Source organism: Paenibacillus ottowii (assembly GCF_050516475.1).
In the GTDB taxonomy this organism is placed as follows: Bacteria; Bacillota; Bacilli; order Paenibacillales; family Paenibacillaceae; genus Paenibacillus; species Paenibacillus ottowii.
Window position 1 is genome coordinate 3,989,196 of record NZ_CP191577.1, and the last position, 17,062, is coordinate 4,006,257.

The 17,062-nt window shown below is 45.5% G+C and carries 15 protein-coding genes and 1 pseudogene; 2 read left to right on the forward strand and 14 right to left on the reverse strand.

Annotation, left to right across the window (positions count from 1 at the left end):
* Positions 1-105 precede the first annotated feature (105 nt).
* From ACQQ6X_RS18565 to citZ, 7 genes are all read right to left on the reverse strand, one after another.
* Positions 106-837, reverse strand: a complete 732-nt coding sequence (locus tag ACQQ6X_RS18565) for a response regulator transcription factor (protein WP_063213107.1) — start codon at positions 835-837, stop codon at positions 106-108.
* 128 nt (positions 838-965) lie between these two features.
* Entirely contained in the window at positions 966-2,768 is a 1,803-nt protein-coding gene (gene pnpS / locus ACQQ6X_RS18570) for a two-component system histidine kinase PnpS (RefSeq protein ID WP_305166513.1), read from the reverse strand.
* A gap of 116 nt (positions 2,769-2,884) precedes the next feature.
* Positions 2,885-3,754 carry an SDR family oxidoreductase gene (locus ACQQ6X_RS18575; protein ID WP_063213168.1) on the reverse strand — a complete coding sequence of 290 codons (870 nt, stop codon included), beginning with the start codon at positions 3,752-3,754 and terminating at the stop codon, positions 2,885-2,887.
* Between the two features lie 216 nt (positions 3,755-3,970).
* On the reverse strand, positions 3,971-4,387 hold the full coding sequence (locus tag ACQQ6X_RS18580; protein WP_305166514.1) for a hypothetical protein: 417 nt from the start codon (positions 4,385-4,387) through the stop codon (positions 3,971-3,973).
* A gap of 340 nt (positions 4,388-4,727) precedes the next feature.
* Complete coding sequence (gene mdh / locus ACQQ6X_RS18585; protein ID WP_305166516.1) at positions 4,728-5,669, reverse strand: malate dehydrogenase; 942 nt, start codon at positions 5,667-5,669, stop codon at positions 4,728-4,730.
* A 16-nt stretch (positions 5,670-5,685) separates the two neighbouring features.
* Positions 5,686-6,981 (reverse strand): NADP-dependent isocitrate dehydrogenase, encoded by a 1,296-nt coding sequence (gene icd, locus ACQQ6X_RS18590; RefSeq protein WP_305166517.1) that lies wholly within the window; start codon positions 6,979-6,981, stop codon positions 5,686-5,688.
* 147 nt (positions 6,982-7,128) lie between these two features.
* Positions 7,129-8,241: a citrate synthase gene (gene citZ, locus ACQQ6X_RS18595; RefSeq protein ID WP_305166518.1), complete on the reverse strand. Its 1,113-nt coding sequence runs from the start codon at positions 8,239-8,241 to the stop codon at positions 7,129-7,131.
* Between the two features lie 344 nt (positions 8,242-8,585).
* On the opposite strand from citZ, the gene ytvI reads away from it, so the two are divergent.
* A complete protein-coding gene (gene ytvI / locus ACQQ6X_RS18600) occupies positions 8,586-9,704 on the forward strand; it encodes a sporulation integral membrane protein YtvI (RefSeq protein ID WP_305166519.1) in 1,119 nt (372 codons plus the stop codon).
* A gap of 28 nt (positions 9,705-9,732) precedes the next feature.
* Here the strand turns inward: ytvI and ACQQ6X_RS18605 are convergent, their stop codons facing one another.
* The 7 genes and pseudogenes from ACQQ6X_RS18605 to ACQQ6X_RS18635 form a co-directional block, all read right to left on the reverse strand.
* Positions 9,733-10,131 carry an FxsA family protein gene (locus tag ACQQ6X_RS18605; RefSeq protein WP_081276763.1) on the reverse strand — a complete coding sequence of 133 codons (399 nt, stop codon included), beginning with the start codon at positions 10,129-10,131 and terminating at the stop codon, positions 9,733-9,735.
* Positions 10,128-10,646 (reverse strand): acyl-CoA thioesterase, encoded by a 519-nt coding sequence (locus tag ACQQ6X_RS18610; RefSeq protein WP_305166520.1) that lies wholly within the window; start codon positions 10,644-10,646, stop codon positions 10,128-10,130. The genes ACQQ6X_RS18605 and ACQQ6X_RS18610 overlap by 4 nt, the downstream gene beginning before the upstream one ends.
* 135 nt (positions 10,647-10,781) lie before the next feature.
* Positions 10,782-11,990, reverse strand: a pseudogene (pelA, locus tag ACQQ6X_RS18615) (pectate lyase).
* A gap of 206 nt (positions 11,991-12,196) precedes the next feature.
* Positions 12,197-13,039 carry a phosphate ABC transporter ATP-binding protein PstB gene (gene pstB, locus ACQQ6X_RS18620; protein ID WP_149036033.1) on the reverse strand — a complete coding sequence of 281 codons (843 nt, stop codon included), beginning with the start codon at positions 13,037-13,039 and terminating at the stop codon, positions 12,197-12,199.
* A gap of 17 nt (positions 13,040-13,056) precedes the next feature.
* Entirely contained in the window at positions 13,057-13,953 is an 897-nt protein-coding gene (gene pstA / locus ACQQ6X_RS18625) for a phosphate ABC transporter permease PstA (protein WP_149036234.1), read from the reverse strand.
* On the reverse strand, positions 13,953-14,885 hold the full coding sequence (gene pstC, locus ACQQ6X_RS18630) for a phosphate ABC transporter permease subunit PstC (protein WP_305166522.1): 933 nt from the start codon (positions 14,883-14,885) through the stop codon (positions 13,953-13,955). The genes pstA and pstC overlap by 1 nt, the downstream gene beginning before the upstream one ends.
* A 106-nt stretch (positions 14,886-14,991) precedes the next feature.
* Entirely contained in the window at positions 14,992-15,915 is a 924-nt protein-coding gene (locus ACQQ6X_RS18635; protein WP_149036032.1) for a phosphate ABC transporter substrate-binding protein, read from the reverse strand.
* Positions 15,916-16,121: 206 nt separating this feature from the next.
* Between ACQQ6X_RS18635 and ACQQ6X_RS18640 the strand changes: the two genes are divergently transcribed.
* Positions 16,122-17,009, forward strand: a complete 888-nt coding sequence (locus ACQQ6X_RS18640) for a LysR family transcriptional regulator (RefSeq protein WP_305166523.1) — start codon at positions 16,122-16,124, stop codon at positions 17,007-17,009.
* Positions 17,010-17,062 lie beyond the last annotated feature (53 nt).

A 17,062-nucleotide genomic window follows, 5' to 3' on the forward strand; every position in this document is an offset into this window, starting at 1 on the left:
GGTCATTTGTTGATTTTAACGGTTATTTTCGTTAACAGAATGTAAAATCACAAAATGGACATAAAAGTCGCTGATACTGCTGGGAAAAAGAAAAACGCTCCTCATTTATAACAAATGAGAAGCGCTTCTTTTTTTATTTACAACCAGCTTGTATCCCACTCCGCGGATCGAATCAATATGAACCGAGTCGGGATCAAGCTCCAGCTTTTTGCGTAAGGAACTGACGTGTACATCCACTGTCCGTTGACCGCCAATGTAGTCAAAGCCCCACACGGCATTCATTAGATCATCCCGAGTCAGGACCACACCCGGCTTGCGGGACAAATAAAGTAACACCTCAAATTCCTTCGGTCTTAAGCTAATGGATTGACCTCCAAGAATAACTTCATATTTCTCAGGGTAGATTTCCAGCTCGCCCAGTTGAATTTTGGAGCCATCCTTCTGTTCAGTCAACACTCCCTCGTCCCCTCCGGATGTTCTTCGCAGCACAGCCGTTACGCGGGCCAGCAGCTCAGAAACGCCAAAAGGCTTGGTGATGTAGTCATCAGCGCCTGACTTCAAGCCTTGGACAACCTCAGCCTCTCCGTTTTTAGCGGTTAGAATAATGATAGGTGTTGTCAGACCCTGATGGCGAAGTCTGCTTAGAATGTCCAGTCCGTTCATCCCCGGCAGCATCAGATCCAGCAGGATCAAATCGTAGGATTCTCTGGAGGCTCTTTCAAATCCAGCAGTGCCGTGATCCTCGGTATCCACTTCGAAACCTTCTTGTATTAAATTGTAAGATAGCAATCTAGCAAGCGTGGGTTCATCCTCAATAACCAGCAAACGTTGTCCCATTAATAACTTCATCTCCTGTTTACCTGTTAAAGGCGCATTGGTCAAAATTCTCAAATCTTTTCCATACTCATGCGACACCCGTTTATTTTATCACGGCATTGTTAACACAATGTAAAAAATGTTATAGTTCATTCTTCCTGTTGCAATAACGGTAATTCAACTGTAAACGTAGTGCCTAGACCAAGCTCGCTTTCCACCGAGAGTGTCCCATGATGCAAATCGACCAAGTGCTTGACGATGGATAATCCCAACCCCGTTCCGCCCGAGTTGCGAGAGCGTCCTTTATCCACCCGGTAAAAGCGCTCAAAGATACGTGGCAGATCCTTCTTCGGTATTCCAATGCCCGTATCACTGACTGTAAATACGACCTTTTCCGTCTCATTGTCCCGCTGCAACGTTATAACCTTGATCTTTACTTTACCGCCATCAAGAGTATAGTTAATGCCATTCGACAAAAGGTTCAGGAAAATCTGCTGAAGCTTATCTTCATCTGCCTCCATAAACAGTTCATCCGGGATATCCATGTGCAGGGTAATTCTTTTTTTGGCAGCTACATTGTTCAGTTTTTCCAGCAGCGATTCTATGAAAGACGAGATATGAATCGGAGAGCAATCCAGCGGGGACCGCTTGGACTCGATTTTGGAAAGCTCCAAAATATCGCCGATCAGTCGATTCAATCGTTCGCTTTCATCATATATAATTTGCAAAAAGGAACGGGCTGTTTCCTCATCTTTAACCCCGCCACCAAGCAAGGTCTCGGCAAAACCCTTGACTGCGGCAATAGGCGTTTTTAGCTCATGAGAAACGTTTGCCACAAATTCGCTTCGCATATTTTCCAACCGCCGAATCGCTGTAATATCCTGCAAAAGGAACAACATTCCCCGGTATCCCCCTTCATCCTCATACATAGGGACACCATCCAGCAACACGAGTCGTTCCTCAGGATTGTACAAGTGCACCTCACCATGCAGTCTTTCTCGGCTTTGTATACTGCCCTCAATTAGCTTTGTGAGCTCATAGTGCTTTTTCAGCTCATGGTACGGCTTGTCAGTCACCCGCTTACTTACAACGCCGAGCATTCGTTCAGACTCACGGTTTACGAGCGCAATACACTCACGAGCATCGATCATCAGAATCCCGCCTGTCATATTACTCATGACACTCTGAAGGAGATCCTCATTGTCACGTATCGTTTTCATTTGGTTTTGGAGACTGTCGGCCATGCGATTAATGGCTTCACCCAGCTGCCCCACCTCATCCCGGCGCTGTATACCGACCCTTGCGTCATAATCCAGTCCTGAAATGCGGTTGGCTACCCCTGTGATATGTTCAATGGGCGAGGTAAGGCTGCGAGCAACACGATAGCTCACCAGACCAGCCGCGATAAACAGCAACACAAGACCCATCCCGATCGCCGTCCAGCCTCTCTGCATTCCTTCCTCCACCGCTTTCAGACTCATGGACAAACGGATATATCCGTCAAAGCCCTTGTCCGATACGACAGGCTCAGCGACGTATAGCATGTTTCGTTGCAACGTTTCGCTGTAACGTATCGTCCGACCGATTCCCTCCGACGCAGCTTGCCGTATTTCTTCACGTGATGCATGGTTTTCCATCTTGCGTGGATCGCTTAACGAATCCCCTACCACCGTACCGTCCTTACGAATAAAGGTCACTCGCGAATCGGTCAAACGGGCAATTTCCTTCGCCTTCTGAGAATAATAGGAGACGTAATCCGTACTGGATAGGGCATCAGCATTCACAAACGGGAAGGTAGCGCGCAGCAGATCGATCTCTCGGCCCATGTTCTCCTCTAGCACCTTCATATTTGAATTTTTAAAAATTTGTCCCATCGTGATTCCGGCAGCCAGGACAGATACGCCAATCAAAATCAGCATGATCAGGGTAAGCCTGAAACGAAATGATTTCATAAAATAAGCCCATCCTTATATGTAAGTTAAATTCATTCTACAGGCTACCAGCATTATGTTCCACTGTGAAAAGAAAAAAGGCTGGAGCGTAAGATGCCCCAGCCTTTTCCAGCCTCTTATCCGTTTACAACTTCACCGCCATTGATATGAATAACCTGCCCGCTTACATAAGACGAATCGTCTGAAGCAAGGTATACATAAGCTGGCGCTAATTCTTCCGGCTGACCCGGGCGCTTCATAGGCTGTGTTCCACCAAATTCGCTGACTGTCTTGGCATCAAATGTAGACGGGATTAATGGTGTCCAGATCGGCCCTGGGGCTACAGCGTTCACGCGAATCCCTTGTTCCGCCAAATTGAGCGAAAGGGAGCGTGTGAATGATGTGATTGCCCCTTTGGTGGAGGAATAATCAATGAGTGTCTTATTTCCAGCGTACGCGGTAATCGACGTTGTGTTGACGATCGCGCTGCCTTTCTTCAAATGCGGCAATGCCGCTTGTGTCAGGAAGAACATTCCGAAGATATTCGTACGGAACGTGCGCTCCAACTGTTCTTTCGTGATATCCTCCAGCTTTTGCTGTGGATGCTGCTCGGCCGCATTGTTCACGAGAATGTCGAGCTTGCCCAATTCGTTCACCGTCTGTTGCACCGCTTTTTTGGCAAATTGGTCATCACCGATATCGCCAGGAATCAACACGCATTTGCGTCCTTCCTGTTCGACTTGACGTTTGGTTTCTTCCGCATCCTTATGCTCATTCAAGTAGACGATGGCTACATCCGCACCTTCTTTGGCGTATGTGACAGCTACAGCCCGTCCAATTCCGCTGTCTCCACCGGTAATCAGTGCAACTTTACCTGTGAGCTTGCCAGCCGCTTTGTAAGTTGGTTTTTCAAATTGCGGTGCAGGTGTCATTTTGGACTCAATTCCAGGTTGCTGTTCCTGATGCTGTGGGGGTAAGGTTTGCTGAGGTTGGTTGCTTTTAGCCATTATATATTCTCCCTTCAAAATCAGATATTTTTTAGGATGCAACATTTGCATCCACTCTACTCCTGATTACCACACAAACTTACCCGTTAAACGAAAAAAAGGAAAATCCAGCTATGTGAGCATACAAAAAAGCGGCCTGTGCTTTTTCTGCACAGACCGCTTTTTTCAACCTTAGCGTTTATCATTATTTCATTCGCAGCTAACTCAAATGGTTCGTTAAATAATATGGCTGTATACCATTAAAATCGTAATTAAAATCATGAAGACAGCCAGCAGCGTACTGAACATCCGCATTTTCCCAGCGTATTGCGTAATCGGCTGTTGGTTGCGAACCGCTTCCAGGGACAACCGTAATGGCTTACCCATAGCCCCAGCGATACCGGAAATGGCAAGAAACAACACCAACACGACAACGATCCATGCTACCGAATAAGAATTCCAAGCAAAGATCATATAGACGCCGCTAACAAGCACAAGAATCAGTGCAAATTGAGCCAGACGGTTCAATAGCTGCACAGCTGATATTGTCCCTTCCTGCGCGCTTGGAGCCAATTTGTCGATTTTGCCTACGACGAAGGGAAGCAATAGATAAAAGCCCATCGCCAGTGACCCAATAATGTGAATAAAAAACATTCTTTACAACCTCCCATTCTTTGTCTTCTTACATTTTCAAACAAAAATGTTTTTTTCATAGAACGATCATATTCCAATGAATGACTAGCATCTTTGCAAGGTTTCGGGACATGCTTTTCTATGTAACTAGTAATGCATATGAACTCTATTATACCGGGGAATTGGGGCAAAGCAAAGGAAAACGACGGTGAAAGTTTCAGCTTGGGTGGTGCTGGGGAGAGACTTCGCGAACAGAACGTTGCTACCATCGCTGTAAATAAAAGAGGTGGCCCGTAGCCATAACGACGGCTTGAGGACACCTCTTCAAGTAAAAGTATAGCGTTTTGATAGAAAATCGTATCTATACGTTGACTATTTTAGTCACATTGCGAACCGCTTCAGCGGATTGATCGAGCGCCGCTTTTTCCTCGGCTGTTAATTCCAGCTCAAACACTTTTTCGATGCCATTACCGCCAAGAAGTGTAGGTACACCGAGGAACAGGTCCTGATAGCCATACTCCCCTTCCAGATAAGCAATGACTGGAATAATCCGTTTTTTATCTTTTACAATCGCTTCTGTCATTTGCGCAAGCGAGGCTGCCGGAGCATAATATGCGCTGCCATTACCCAGTAGGTTAACGATCTCTCCGCCACCCACCCGTGTACGTTGTACAATCGCTTCAATACGCTCCTGAGAAATCAGGTTTTCGATAGGTATGCCTCCTACGCTGGAATAGCGTACGAGCGGTACCATATCATCACCGTGACCTCCCATAACGAAGCCGCGCACGTCTTCAACCGAAACATTCAGTTCCTGTGCAATAAAGGTACAATAGCGAGCCGTATCCAGCACACCGGATTGACCAATAACCCGATTTTTCGGGAAATCAAGCGTTTGGTATGCAGTATAGGTCATAGCATCGACCGGATTACTCAGAATAATGACGATTGAATCGGGCGCATACTTCTTCACATTCTCACATACGGATTTTACAATTCCTGCGTTCGTGTTGACCAAATCATCACGGCTCATCCCCGGCTTGCGCGCAATCCCGGCTGTAATAATTACGATATCCGAATTGGCTGCATCTTCATAATTAGAAGTGCCCATGATCTGGGTGTCAAAACCCTGCACTGGACCAGCTTCCAAAATATCAAGCGCTTTGCCTTTAGTCGGATTCTCTAGTTGCGGGATATCGATGAGTACGATATCGCCTAACTCCTTTTGAGCCAGCAGCAATGCGGTAGTGGCACCGGTAAAACCGGCGCCAACAATGGATATTTTTTTGCGTTGAATGGTCAAGTAGTATTCCCCTTCCTTACAGGTTACTAATAATGGTGTCCGCAAACTCGGAGCATTTCACCTGTGTAGCGCCATCCATCAGACGGGCAAAGTCATAAGTTACGATCTTGTTATTAATGGACGTCTCCAGTCCTTTGTAAATCAGGTCAGATGCTTCTTTCCAACCCAAGTGTTCAAGCAGCATGACGCCGGACAGAATTACGGAACCAGGGTTCACCACGTCTTTGTCTGCATATTTTGGAGCTGTACCATGTGTAGCTTCAAAGATAGCATGCCCGGTTACATAGTTAATGTTTGCACCTGGCGCGATCCCAATTCCACCAACTTGAGCAGCAAGAGCATCGGACAGATAATCCCCGTTCAGGTTCAGCGTTGCAATGACATCAAATTCAGAAGGACGAGTCAGCACCTGCTGAAGTGCAATATCAGCAATCGCATCCTTGATAATGATTTTGCCTGCATCTTCAGCTGCTTTTTGAGCTGCATTTGCCGCATCTTCACCTTCTTTTTCCTTGATAACATCATACTGGGCCCAAGTAAATACTTTATCTGCAAACTCCTGCTCGGCTACTTCATAACCCCAGTTTTTGAAGGCACCCTCGGTAAATTTCATAATGTTACCTTTGTGTACAAGCGTTACACTCTTGCGTCCGTGGTCAACAGCATACTGAATAGCTGCCCGTACCAGACGCTTTGAACCCTCGGAAGACACTGGCTTAATCCCAATTCCTGAAGTTTCAGGGAAACGGATTTTATTCACGCCCAGCTCTTGCTGAAGGAACTGAATCACCTTTTTCACGTCTTCGGATCCTTCGGCATATTCGATCCCTGCATAGATATCTTCTGTGTTCTCACGGAAAATAACCATGTCAACCAGCTCAGGACGTTTTACTGGAGATGGGACACCGTTAAAGTAACGAACAGGACGCAGGCACACGTATAAATCCAGTTCCTGGCGCAATGCCACATTCAATGAACGGATACCACCGCCAATAGGTGTCGTAAGTGGACCTTTAATGGCTACGATATACTCACGGATGGCTTCCAACGTATCGTTAGGGAGCCACTCGCCGTATGTATTGAAAGCTTTCTCACCAGCGAATACTTCATACCAGGCAATCTTTTTCGTGCCGTTATATGCTTTTTCTACAGCCGCGTCCAGTACGCGCTTGGAAGCTTTCCAGATATCGCGACCTGTGCCGTCACCTTCGATAAACGGAATGACCGGATGGTTCGGAACCTGCAGTTGACCGTTATCAATCGTAATTTTTTCGCCTTCAGTTGGGAGCTCAAACTTTTCAAATTTCGCCATAAGTTCCTTTTCCTCCTCAGATATGAATGGGTACAGGGCGAAAGACATGATCTTCATCATAGACAAAAACGTACATCTCTCGCCGACCCTTCTATTGTACCTTATTTTTTAAATTCAGGGTATACAACCTCAATCTTCCTCCAAAGGTTAGCGCAGCTCTGGTGACACATATTTTTGATCTATTGGACCTGTGTATTCGGCACGCGGACGAATCAAACGGTTATTTTCATACTGCTCCAAAATGTGTGCAGTCCACCCCGATACACGGCTCATAGCAAAGATAGGAGTAAACAGATCTCTCTTAATACCCAGCTGGGTATACACGGAAGCAGAATAAAAATCCACATTCGGTTTCAAGCCTTTTTGCCCTGTTACAATACTTTCAATTCGAACTGACATATCAAACAACGTAGTGTCGCCGTTCATTTCTCCCAACTCGCGGGACATTTTGTGCAAATGCTTGGCACGCGGATCACCGTTTTTATAGACACGATGTCCGAAGCCCATGATTTTTTCGCGGTTATCCAGTTTAGCCTGAATATAGGAGTCCACCTGATCAAAACTACCAATATCTTCCAATGTTTTGGCTACAGCCTCATTGGCTCCACCATGCAACGGTCCTTTTAAAGCTCCGATGGCAGACGTGATCCCGGAATAAATATCTGATAAAGTGGCTACCGTTACACGCGCAGCAAAGGTCGAAGCATTCAATTCATGATCGGCATGCAGCACGAGAGCTTGATTGAACGCTTTAATAGCCGTCTCCTCCGGATCCTTGCCAGTCAGCTGATACAAAAAGTTTTCAGCAATGGAAACATCTTTTTTAGGCGCAATTGGTTCCAAGCCTTCACGTATACGTGCTATGGCTGCCACAATTGTGGGCAATTGCGCCTGAAGCTTGACGGTTTTTGTCACATTGGACTCCCTTGACATATCATCCGCCTCTGGGTCATACAAAGCTAGAGACGATACAGCTGACCTCAAGGCAGCCATCGTGCTCAATTCTTTCGGGTATAACTTTAACTGAGTAATAATTTCATCCGGAATAGCAGCATATTCGCTTAACTGGCTGCGAAGCTCCTGCAATTGCTCTTGGTCAGGTAACTTCCCAAACCACAACAAATAAGCTACCTCTTCAAAATCGGCGTTAACAGCCAAATCATCAATGTTATAACCCCGGTACGTGAGAACGCCATCTACGATAGAGCTTATGGAGGAAGTGGTCGCTACGATCCCTTCCAGACCTTTAGTCGCTGTCATCGTTACATCTCTCCTTTGTAAAAACATTGTGAACGGACTTGCAATGTAAACATTTTCAAAAGTAAGATATGTCTTTTAAATAGCTGAGTAATGTTAACGCCATATGTCAATATTTAAACCTTCTTTCACTATACTGGATTTTGTCGTTTATGTGAACATTGAGGGCTATTCCAACACATTCAAATGTTTTATCGCGTCAATAAAGAAATTTTTGAAACCCCTTACAAAATAAATGAGTTCATTTGCACTTTTTTACACAGGTCTTGTCTTACCCTCTTCCCGCATAAGTATAGTAGAGCACTGATCTTAAGGGATACCATCGAAAAGAAAGGAGGCGTAGGAGCTTGAGCCGATTAATCCTAAATCGCATTTTTCGTGCTCTATGGGTCGTAATCGTGATTGTAGCTCTGTTGCTGGGCATATATGTGCTATTCCCTCTCGTTTATCCTTTTCTATTCGCCTGGCTTGTGGCCTATGCTATGAATCCACTGGTCGTTTTTTTGCGCAACAAGGCTCGGATGCCACGTTGGGCGGCTGTCACGGTCTCATTATTTGTATATTTAGGCGGAATCGCGATCATCCTGTCTGCTGCAATCACCCGTATGGTTCGAGAAGTGATTAAGCTGGCCATGACTTTTGACGGGCATATCGAGCGTTTCAAAAGCCTGTTTATAGATTGGACTCAAAGCGATTTGATCCAAAATATAATTATTGAAATCAACCATTTTATTCGGGATAATCCGGATTACCAACACACCATTAACAGCAATATTGATAAAACGACTCAAACCGTCAGTTCGGCTGTTACTACACTAGTCGGTCAATTTTTTAATGGGGTTTTGAATTTGCTAACCTCTCTGCCTAATATGGGAGCGGTGCTAATGGTTATTGTATTAGCGGCCTTTTTTATCAGTAAGGATTGGGACCGACATAGTCGATTACTCTCGAATGCGGTTCCTGATACGATTCGCAAACCGTTGTCAGATATTTGGCACGATCTGCGTAAAGCATTATACGGTTATTTGCGTGCACAGTTTATTATCATTTCCATAACGGCATTAACGGTCATCATTGGGTTGTTCATCTTGCGTGTGGAATCAGCCTTTACCATCGGTTTGATGATCGGGCTGGTGGACTTGTTACCTTATTTAGGGGTTGGCATTGTGATGATTCCGTGGACACTGTATGCATATATGTCAGGTAATTTGGCACTAGGGGTTGGATTGTCAATCCTATACGCCATCCTATTGATTGGACGGCAGATCGTGGAGCCTAAGGTGCTGGCCAGCAGCGTGGGATTGAACCCGCTTCCCACCCTCATCGGGATGTTCATCGGGCTCAAGTTGTTTGGCGTTTTAGGACTCATTATTGGACCTGTGTCACTCATCGTTCTTGATGCACTGAATCGTGCGAATGTCATTCAGGACTTGCGCAACTATATTCTTGCCGGAAGAGTCCGTTAAGTCAAGGATAGGGGAGCGGCAGCTTTAGTTAAAAGCGTCGAAACGTAATACTGCCGTTTTTCATTTTCTTTTCCAGCCATTTCAATAAGAAACGACGGTACAATACTCGTGTTAAAGGAAACACCAATGTAAAACCAATAATATCTGTTAAAAAGCCGGGGATAAGCAGCAAGCTTCCACCGAAAAACACACATAATCCATCCAGCATTTTACGGCCAGGCATTTGCCCCCGGTTCATTTCATTTTTGGCATCGGCAATCACCTTGCGCCCTTCAAATTGCATCATGGCAGCGCCAATCAAAGTCGTCAGAATAATGAGCAGAATGGTCTTGCCCGCTCCGATCCAGTGACTTACCCAGATAAACCCGTACAGCTCCGCCAACGGAATGAGCAGCAGCAACAGCCACAGACGTTTTCGCATCATCATAGCTTCTGTCCCTCCCCGCCTGTAAAAGCAGACCTTAACGCAGTGTACAGCTCAGGCAGTGCCTGATCGAGCCGAACGGGCTTCCAGTCGGTGTTCAGCCACACGTGTCGTGTCGTTCCTGTGACCAGCAGCTCTCCCGGTAATGTATCACCCTCTGTCCATACCTTTCCCACATTCCTTTGGTGCTCCTCATCCGTTACCCGTCGAACCTCATAGGTGTAGTTCAAACGTAGTCTGGAGAAGTCCGTAATAGCGGTATAAACCGTAATTAAATCATCATATCGAGCAGGACTCGCATATTTCGCATTGATTTCAATAACTGGCAGCATAACGCCTCGATCTTCCATGCTCCGATAGTTAAAGCCCGCCTGTCGGATCATTTCCGTACGCCCGATCTCAAACCAGTTTAAGTAATTCGCATGATACACGACCCCCATCTGGTCGCTTTCCTGATAACGGACACGTAGAGGCGCTCCATACCATCGTAATTGCGTTTGTTTCTCCTCTTGAGTCATACAAGCTCTCCTATCTTTGTGCATCTTTATCTCTATTTTGCCCTCTCTCCATTAAACCATATTTACCGCCTGGGAACAAAAAGAGGGCCGAACCATGCGGTCCTCCCTCTCAAGCATTGACTAATAATGACTTTATTATTGCGGCAACGGCTTGGATAGTTTGTAATATCCACTTTCCGAAGCCAGTTTCAGCAAGCTCTTCGCCTGACTTCCCGCCCAAGCGTAACCAAGTCGTCTCTCTTCACTTATTTTCATAATGTCCGTATACTTCTTGCCATCTCGATCTGAGAAGAAATACTTATTGTCCTCCACATTGTAGAAACGATACCACATCACGCTTGATGCATCCTTTTGGAAAAACTCCGGACCTTGACGATTGTATTTCATACCGTCGATCCGATTCGTGTCAAACCATTTCAAGGCGCTCTGAGCTGCTTTTTTCACCTCAGCCGTCTGCGGTTGAGACATCAAGAAGGCCGTAATACCTACCGATTCCGTAGTTGTTTTGGAAGCCAGCTCGAATGCTCGCGCGGGTACAGATTCATAAGTAACCGGATCATGTTGTGCCCCCCAAATCGTTGGCGTGCCATTGTTTACAATTTGTGCTTTAAGTGTATATTGTACACCTTTATTCAGAGCCTGCTGGAGTCTGGAGCGATATGTATTATCAAGAATATCGCTATCAAACGGCTGCCTTTTGTTCACAATATCATCTGCCAGTACCATCACTCTAACCATTGCATCATCGTTGTAGGTTGCAGCATCAGAATAATTACCGCGTTTAGGGTATACCTGTGGCCAAGCACCCGAGGAATATTGAGAGGTTAGTACGAAGTCAATTGCTTTTTGAACACTATTCTTAATGTCTTTATTTTTAGTTTTTTTGTATACATCCGCTAAAAAGCGAATTTCAGTTGTCGTAGCCTCGTTATCAAACGTTCCAAGTTCAACACCATCCTTACTCTTCCATGTAGAGCGCTCTGCCTTGCCATCCCATTTGGATTTTTAATTCTTTTCCATCGCTTTGAAAAATCCGCCATGCGGCAATTGCCACGATACAATATTCAAGGCAAGCGTAGTGTCCTTGGATGTATTCCCAGTGGAAAATTTACTAAAATCACGATACTTGTCCAGCAAACTACTCACATTCACAGTGGCCATTGGTACAATAGCATTTTTGTAAACGTTTGCATCGTTATATACGGCTTGGGTAACACTAGTGCCCGCATCAGTCACATCCTGCTCTGCTGCCGCCCATGAAGGGCTAATAAGTCCCGTTGTTAAGGTAATAGCCATGCCAGAAAAGGCGATCCATTTGACAGATTTTTTAACGTTAAACCTCATTCCAAACCTCTCCTTTAATTGGATTGTGGTGATTCAAAACTATTAAACACATGTATTATATGAAAATATAGCCAAATAATCAATATATTTTATTATATACAAATATAAGAGTTTACTAAACTAATAAAAAAACATCTTACTAATACTAGATTAGTAAGATGTTTTATCCTGCTTTATATTTATAACAAGTCGTCAAACCGCGCGGCTTATCCAAAGCGACCCATGATGTACTCTTGAGTCAGCTCGTTTTCAGGATTCGTAAATATATCGTTTGTTTTCCCATGTTCAACCAAGCTTCCGACATAAAAATAAGCAGTATAATCGGAAATCCGTGCAGCCTGCTGCATATTGTGCGTTACAATCACAATTCGCAGTTCTTTTTTCAATTCGGTAATAAGCTCTTCCACTTTTCCTGTAGACACAGGGTCCAGCGCGGAAGCTGGCTCGTCAAGCAACAGAATTTTCGGCTCTACGGAAAGGGCACGTGCAATACATAGCCGCTGCTGTTGCCCACCAGACAGGGCCAGGGCGGAATCGTGAAGGCGATCCTTGACCTCGTCCCATAATGCTGCCTTACGCAGACTGCTTTCGACGATTTCATCAAGCTGCTTCTTTTTACGCACCCCCCGATACTTGGGACCGAAGGCAATGTTATTATAAATCGACTTGTAAAAAGGGTTGGGCCGCTGCCATACCATGCCAATTTGCTGACGCAGCTTGATCACGTCCGTCTCCGGTGCAGTCAAATCCTGTCCATCCATCCAAATATGTCCCGTTGTTGATGAAGATGCAATCTCATCATTCATTCGGTTAAGGGAACGCAAAAAGGTCGATTTACCGCAGCCGGAGGGTCCAATCAAGGCGGTCACGGTCTGCTCTGGAAAGGCTAAGTTTACTTTTTTCACAGCCTCAAAGCTTCCGTAATAAATACTCAAATCCTCGGTACTAAACGGGTGTGGATGCTGCCCCGCAAGTTGTTTAGAATGCGTAGACTGAACGGATGTTGCTGGTGAGGCTGTTTTTGCTGTTCGTGTAATCACATGTTCCATTGTTCTCCATCCCCTCTCTAATCCATACGTTTGGCTGCTGTCAGACGGCGATAGACGATTCTTCCGAACCATCTTGCACTCAGGTTAAAGACCAGTACGAGCAGTACCAATACTGCGGAAGCGCCTGCGGCGATATCCTTGGAGTCAGGAGCAATACCTTCACTGTTGACCTTCCAAATATGAACAGCCAATGTTTCAGCAGGCCGCATCGGATTAATAGGCGATCTGGCATGCAATGGATTCCAATCGGTAAAATCAAGCGGCGGCGTACTCATCCCTGCTGTAAACAGCAATGCAGCGGCTTCCCCGAAAATGCGGCCTGCGGCCAAGATGGTCCCCGTAATCAAGCTCGGTAGCGCAGCTGGCAACAAAATGGAGGTAATGATTTTCCATTTGGACAACCCAAGCGCAAGTCCCGCTTCCTTTTGCTCTTTTGGCACAGCACGGAAAGCCTGTTCCGTTGTGCGAACCATCAGCGGCAGATTGAATACGGCCAAAGCCAGAGCCCCAGACAAAAGGGAAAAGCCAAAATCAAACGTATTGACGATAAGTAATAGTCCAAACAATCCAATCACGATCGACGGGAACGAGGACAATACCTCGACGACAAGTCGGATGAAGTCCGTAACTTTCCCCGGCTTTGCATATTGAGCCATGTAAATGCCAGCGCCCCAGCCGATTGGAATGGTGATAATCAAAGTTAAAATTAGCAAAAATACAGAATTAAATAATTGCGGGCCAATCCCGCCACCTGCACGTAACGTTTGAGGAGCACTGGTTAGAAAATCAAAAGAAATATGACTGACTCCGCGGGCCAAAATGAAACCCAGTAATCCTACCAAAAGTGCAACAATAAACAAGGCGAAGAAACAGATTACAAATGTAGCGATCTTATCGGTCGTTTTAGCTTTTATCAAACCCGGTTTCTCCTTTCAAGCAGCCTTACCAGCAGCACGAAAATAAATGTCATAAGCAAAAGAACAAGCGCCATGCTCCAGAGTGCATTGTTATGAACGGAGCCCATCGCTGTATTGCCCATGCTAAGTGTAATGACGCTGGTCAAGGTCGAAGCAGATTCCAGCAAGGAATGCGGTATGTGTGGTGCATTCCCGATAACCATCTGTACAGCCAACGCTTCTCCGAAGGCACGAGCCATACCGAGAATAACTCCTGTTAAAAGAGCAGGCAACAGCGTCGGAATAATAACACGGGCAATTGTCTGCCAGCGGGTAGCACCCAACGCATAAGAGGATTCACGCAGACCTCCTGGCAAGGAAGACAACGCATCTGCCATAATACTCGTAATCGTCGGCAAAATCATAACCGACAACACAAGGCAACCTGCGAGAATGCCAATGCCTTGTCCCCCGAACACGTCTCGCAGCAACGGAACGATTACAGTCAGACCGACAAAGCCATAAACAACCGACGGAATGCCGGATAATAATTCAATGGCAGGCTGAAGGATTCGTTTACCCGATTTCGGCACGATTTCCGTCATAAACAAAGCTGCGCACAAGCTAAGCGGACTGGCAATTAAGGCCGCTAATATGGTTACGGCAAAAGAACCCGTAATGAACGGCAGCGCGCCGAAGGAATTGGGCTCGCCATCCGGGCTCCATTTGGTACCAAAGAAAAATTCTTGCAGACTGACTCCATTCACCGCAAATGTAGCTACACCTTTGGAGGCAACAAAATATACAATGGAGACAATGACTGCAACTAAAAAAACGACACAAACCGACGTATAGATGCGGCCGGTCCATTCTTCCCAGTAATGTCTTTCTTTCATAACTCGGGATCGTTTATTCTGTTCCATGTATGCCTTCCCTTCAATTGGTTCCATACTGTAACTCCTTTAACCGAAGAATAGAGGCCGGACGCTAGTCCGCCTCTTCTTCGTGAATATACTCGCGTTAGCTGTGTTCATCCGAACAGGAGCTAACCTCTCCTTATTTCGTGATATTGCCGTCAGCATCACGTTTCACTTGCATACCTGCTACTGGAATGTATCCCAAGTCTACAACGTCTGTTTTTTGGATTTCATCAGACAGAATGTAGTCCAGGAAAGCTTTTACATGCTCTTTTGGCTCACCCTTGGTGTACATATGCTCATATGCCCACACAGGATATTTGCCTTGTTCTACATTTTCAACGTTAGCTTCCACGCCGTCGTATTTCAAAGCAGTAACTGTGTTGTCGATGTAGGACAGAGCCAGGTAACCAATCGCACCAGGTGTTTCAGCAATCAGCTTTTTCACAGTACCAGAGGAATCTTCTTGAATGGAGCCTGGCAGATCTTCTGTTTTTTGTCCCAGTGCGTATTTTTCAAAGGTAGCACGAGTACCGGAGCTGCTTGGACGGTTCACAATTACGATCTTTTGATCCGCACCGCCAACTTCTTTCCAGTTCGTAATTTTACCTGTGAAGATTTGTACCAGTTGATCTTTCTTCAGGTCTGTAACGCCTACTTTAGGATTCGCTACCGCTGACATAGCTACAACAGCTACCTGGTGATCTACCAGTTCTTCTGCGCCGCTCTCCAGTTTTTCTTTTGCAAACACGTCAGAGTTACCGATATCCGCTTGTCCGCCGGAAACCTGAGTCAAGCCAGTACCGCTACCGCCGCCCTGCACTTGAACTGCAATGCCTTTATATTTATCGACAGCCATAAATTTTTGTCCCGCTTGCTCTACCAATGGTTGAAGCGCAGTGGAGCCAACAGCCAGAATGTTACCTGTCAGTTCAGCAGCTGCTTTATTGTCTGTTCCTGCAGCAGCATCTCCTTGTGGTGCAGCATTGTTACCTGATCCGCAAGCTGCAAGTGCAAATACCATGGTGAGAGTCATCAGAATGAACGGCCATTTTTTCAACATTTTTTATTGTCCTCCCCTTATTTAAGTGACGGTTTTTTATTTATGACCATCAACACTTTTACATTGTAGGCTTGGAATGTTAGACGAACGACTTGGTTTTGTAAAACAAATATAAAATATTGATAGATAAATTATTTTTCGGTATATAATTATTCTATAGTGTAAATTCACGAATGAATATCAAGTAAGGAGAGCTGTTCAATTCCATGAATATATTAAAATTGCGCATTTTAGTGCTGATCGACAAGTTCCATAAAGCGACGGAGGTAGCTGAAACTTTGCAGATCAAACAGCCCACCGTCAGCTTTCATATGAAAAGTCTGGAAAAGGAAATGGGTGCAACTTTGTTCTCTTTTCAACAAGGTAGAATTATGCTGACCGAGGCTGGTAAAAAAATGCTCCCATACGCAAAGCAAATTCTCTCTCTAGAGCAAGACGCCAGACAAGCTGTTGATGAACTGACAGAACAATCACAGGGCCAACTACATCTGGGTGCAGAGTCGATTTCGGGCATGTATCTTCTCCCGGCCATCGTGGCTGAATTTGCGCAGCAGTATCCAGAATGTCGTATTCAGCTAGAGATCCAATCTCCGGATGTAATCAAGCAGCTACTGAAAGAGGGAGATATTGATTTTGCTTTTCTCGATGATCGAGGATCTCTTCTGGAGAATACGGTGGCAGAACCAGTGGCTTCAGATCAGGTGGGGATTATCCGAGCAGCATCAGCAAAGACTTCCAAGTCGCTGGATATCAATGGGACCGATACGTTGGACAAGCACATGTGGGTAAAATATAGCGGAGCATCTGTGGTAGATTCCTATTCCTCGCTAGTTAGATCCCATCTGGAAATCAACTCTTGGGAAGTAGTAAAGCAAGTGGTCGGTGGCGGAGAAGCGCTTGCCTTCTTTCCTGCCTGCGGAGTTCGTAGCGAGGATCATACTGCCCTCTCAGTGGAATGGCTTCCTTATCCCGAAGCTGACAGCACTAAGAGCCACTATCAAATAAACATGGTGTACCCACAAGATATGCACATGAGCAAGATGCAACAGGCATTCCTTGATTTTATACGGCGAGGAGAAATGAGAATTAGCTAACAAAAAAAAGAGCATCCAAGTCCTATAGACCTGGATGCTCTTTTACTTATTGC

What these genes read in the sequence shown, in the direction of transcription:
- pnpS (WP_305166513.1), bottom strand. Translation starts at nt 2,768, where the DNA reads ATGAAATCATTTCGTTTCAGGCTTACCCTGATCATGCTGATTTTGATT.
- ACQQ6X_RS18575 (WP_063213168.1), bottom strand. Translation starts at nt 3,754, where the DNA reads ATGGCTAAAAGCAACCAACCTCAGCAAACCTTACCCCCACAGCATCAG.
- ACQQ6X_RS18635 (WP_149036032.1), bottom strand. Translation starts at nt 15,915, where the DNA reads ATGTTGAAAAAATGGCCGTTCATTCTGATGACTCTCACCATGGTATTT.
- citZ (WP_305166518.1), bottom strand. Translation starts at nt 8,241, where the DNA reads ATGACAGCGACTAAAGGTCTGGAAGGGATCGTAGCGACCACTTCCTCC.
- ACQQ6X_RS18580 (WP_305166514.1), bottom strand. Translation starts at nt 4,387, where the DNA reads ATGTTTTTTATTCACATTATTGGGTCACTGGCGATGGGCTTTTATCTA.
- ACQQ6X_RS18565 (WP_063213107.1), bottom strand. Translation starts at nt 837, where the DNA reads ATGGGACAACGTTTGCTGGTTATTGAGGATGAACCCACGCTTGCTAGA.
- ACQQ6X_RS18640 (WP_305166523.1), top strand. Translation starts at nt 16,122, where the DNA reads ATGAATATATTAAAATTGCGCATTTTAGTGCTGATCGACAAGTTCCAT.
- icd (WP_305166517.1), bottom strand. Translation starts at nt 6,981, where the DNA reads ATGGCGAAATTTGAAAAGTTTGAGCTCCCAACTGAAGGCGAAAAAATT.
- ACQQ6X_RS18605 (WP_081276763.1), bottom strand. Translation starts at nt 10,131, where the DNA reads ATGATGATGCGAAAACGTCTGTGGCTGTTGCTGCTGCTCATTCCGTTG.
- ACQQ6X_RS18610 (WP_305166520.1), bottom strand. Translation starts at nt 10,646, where the DNA reads ATGACTCAAGAGGAGAAACAAACGCAATTACGATGGTATGGAGCGCCT.
- pstC (WP_305166522.1), bottom strand. Translation starts at nt 14,885, where the DNA reads ATGGAACCAATTGAAGGGAAGGCATACATGGAACAGAATAAACGATCC.
- pstB (WP_149036033.1), bottom strand. Translation starts at nt 13,039, where the DNA reads ATGGAACATGTGATTACACGAACAGCAAAAACAGCCTCACCAGCAACA.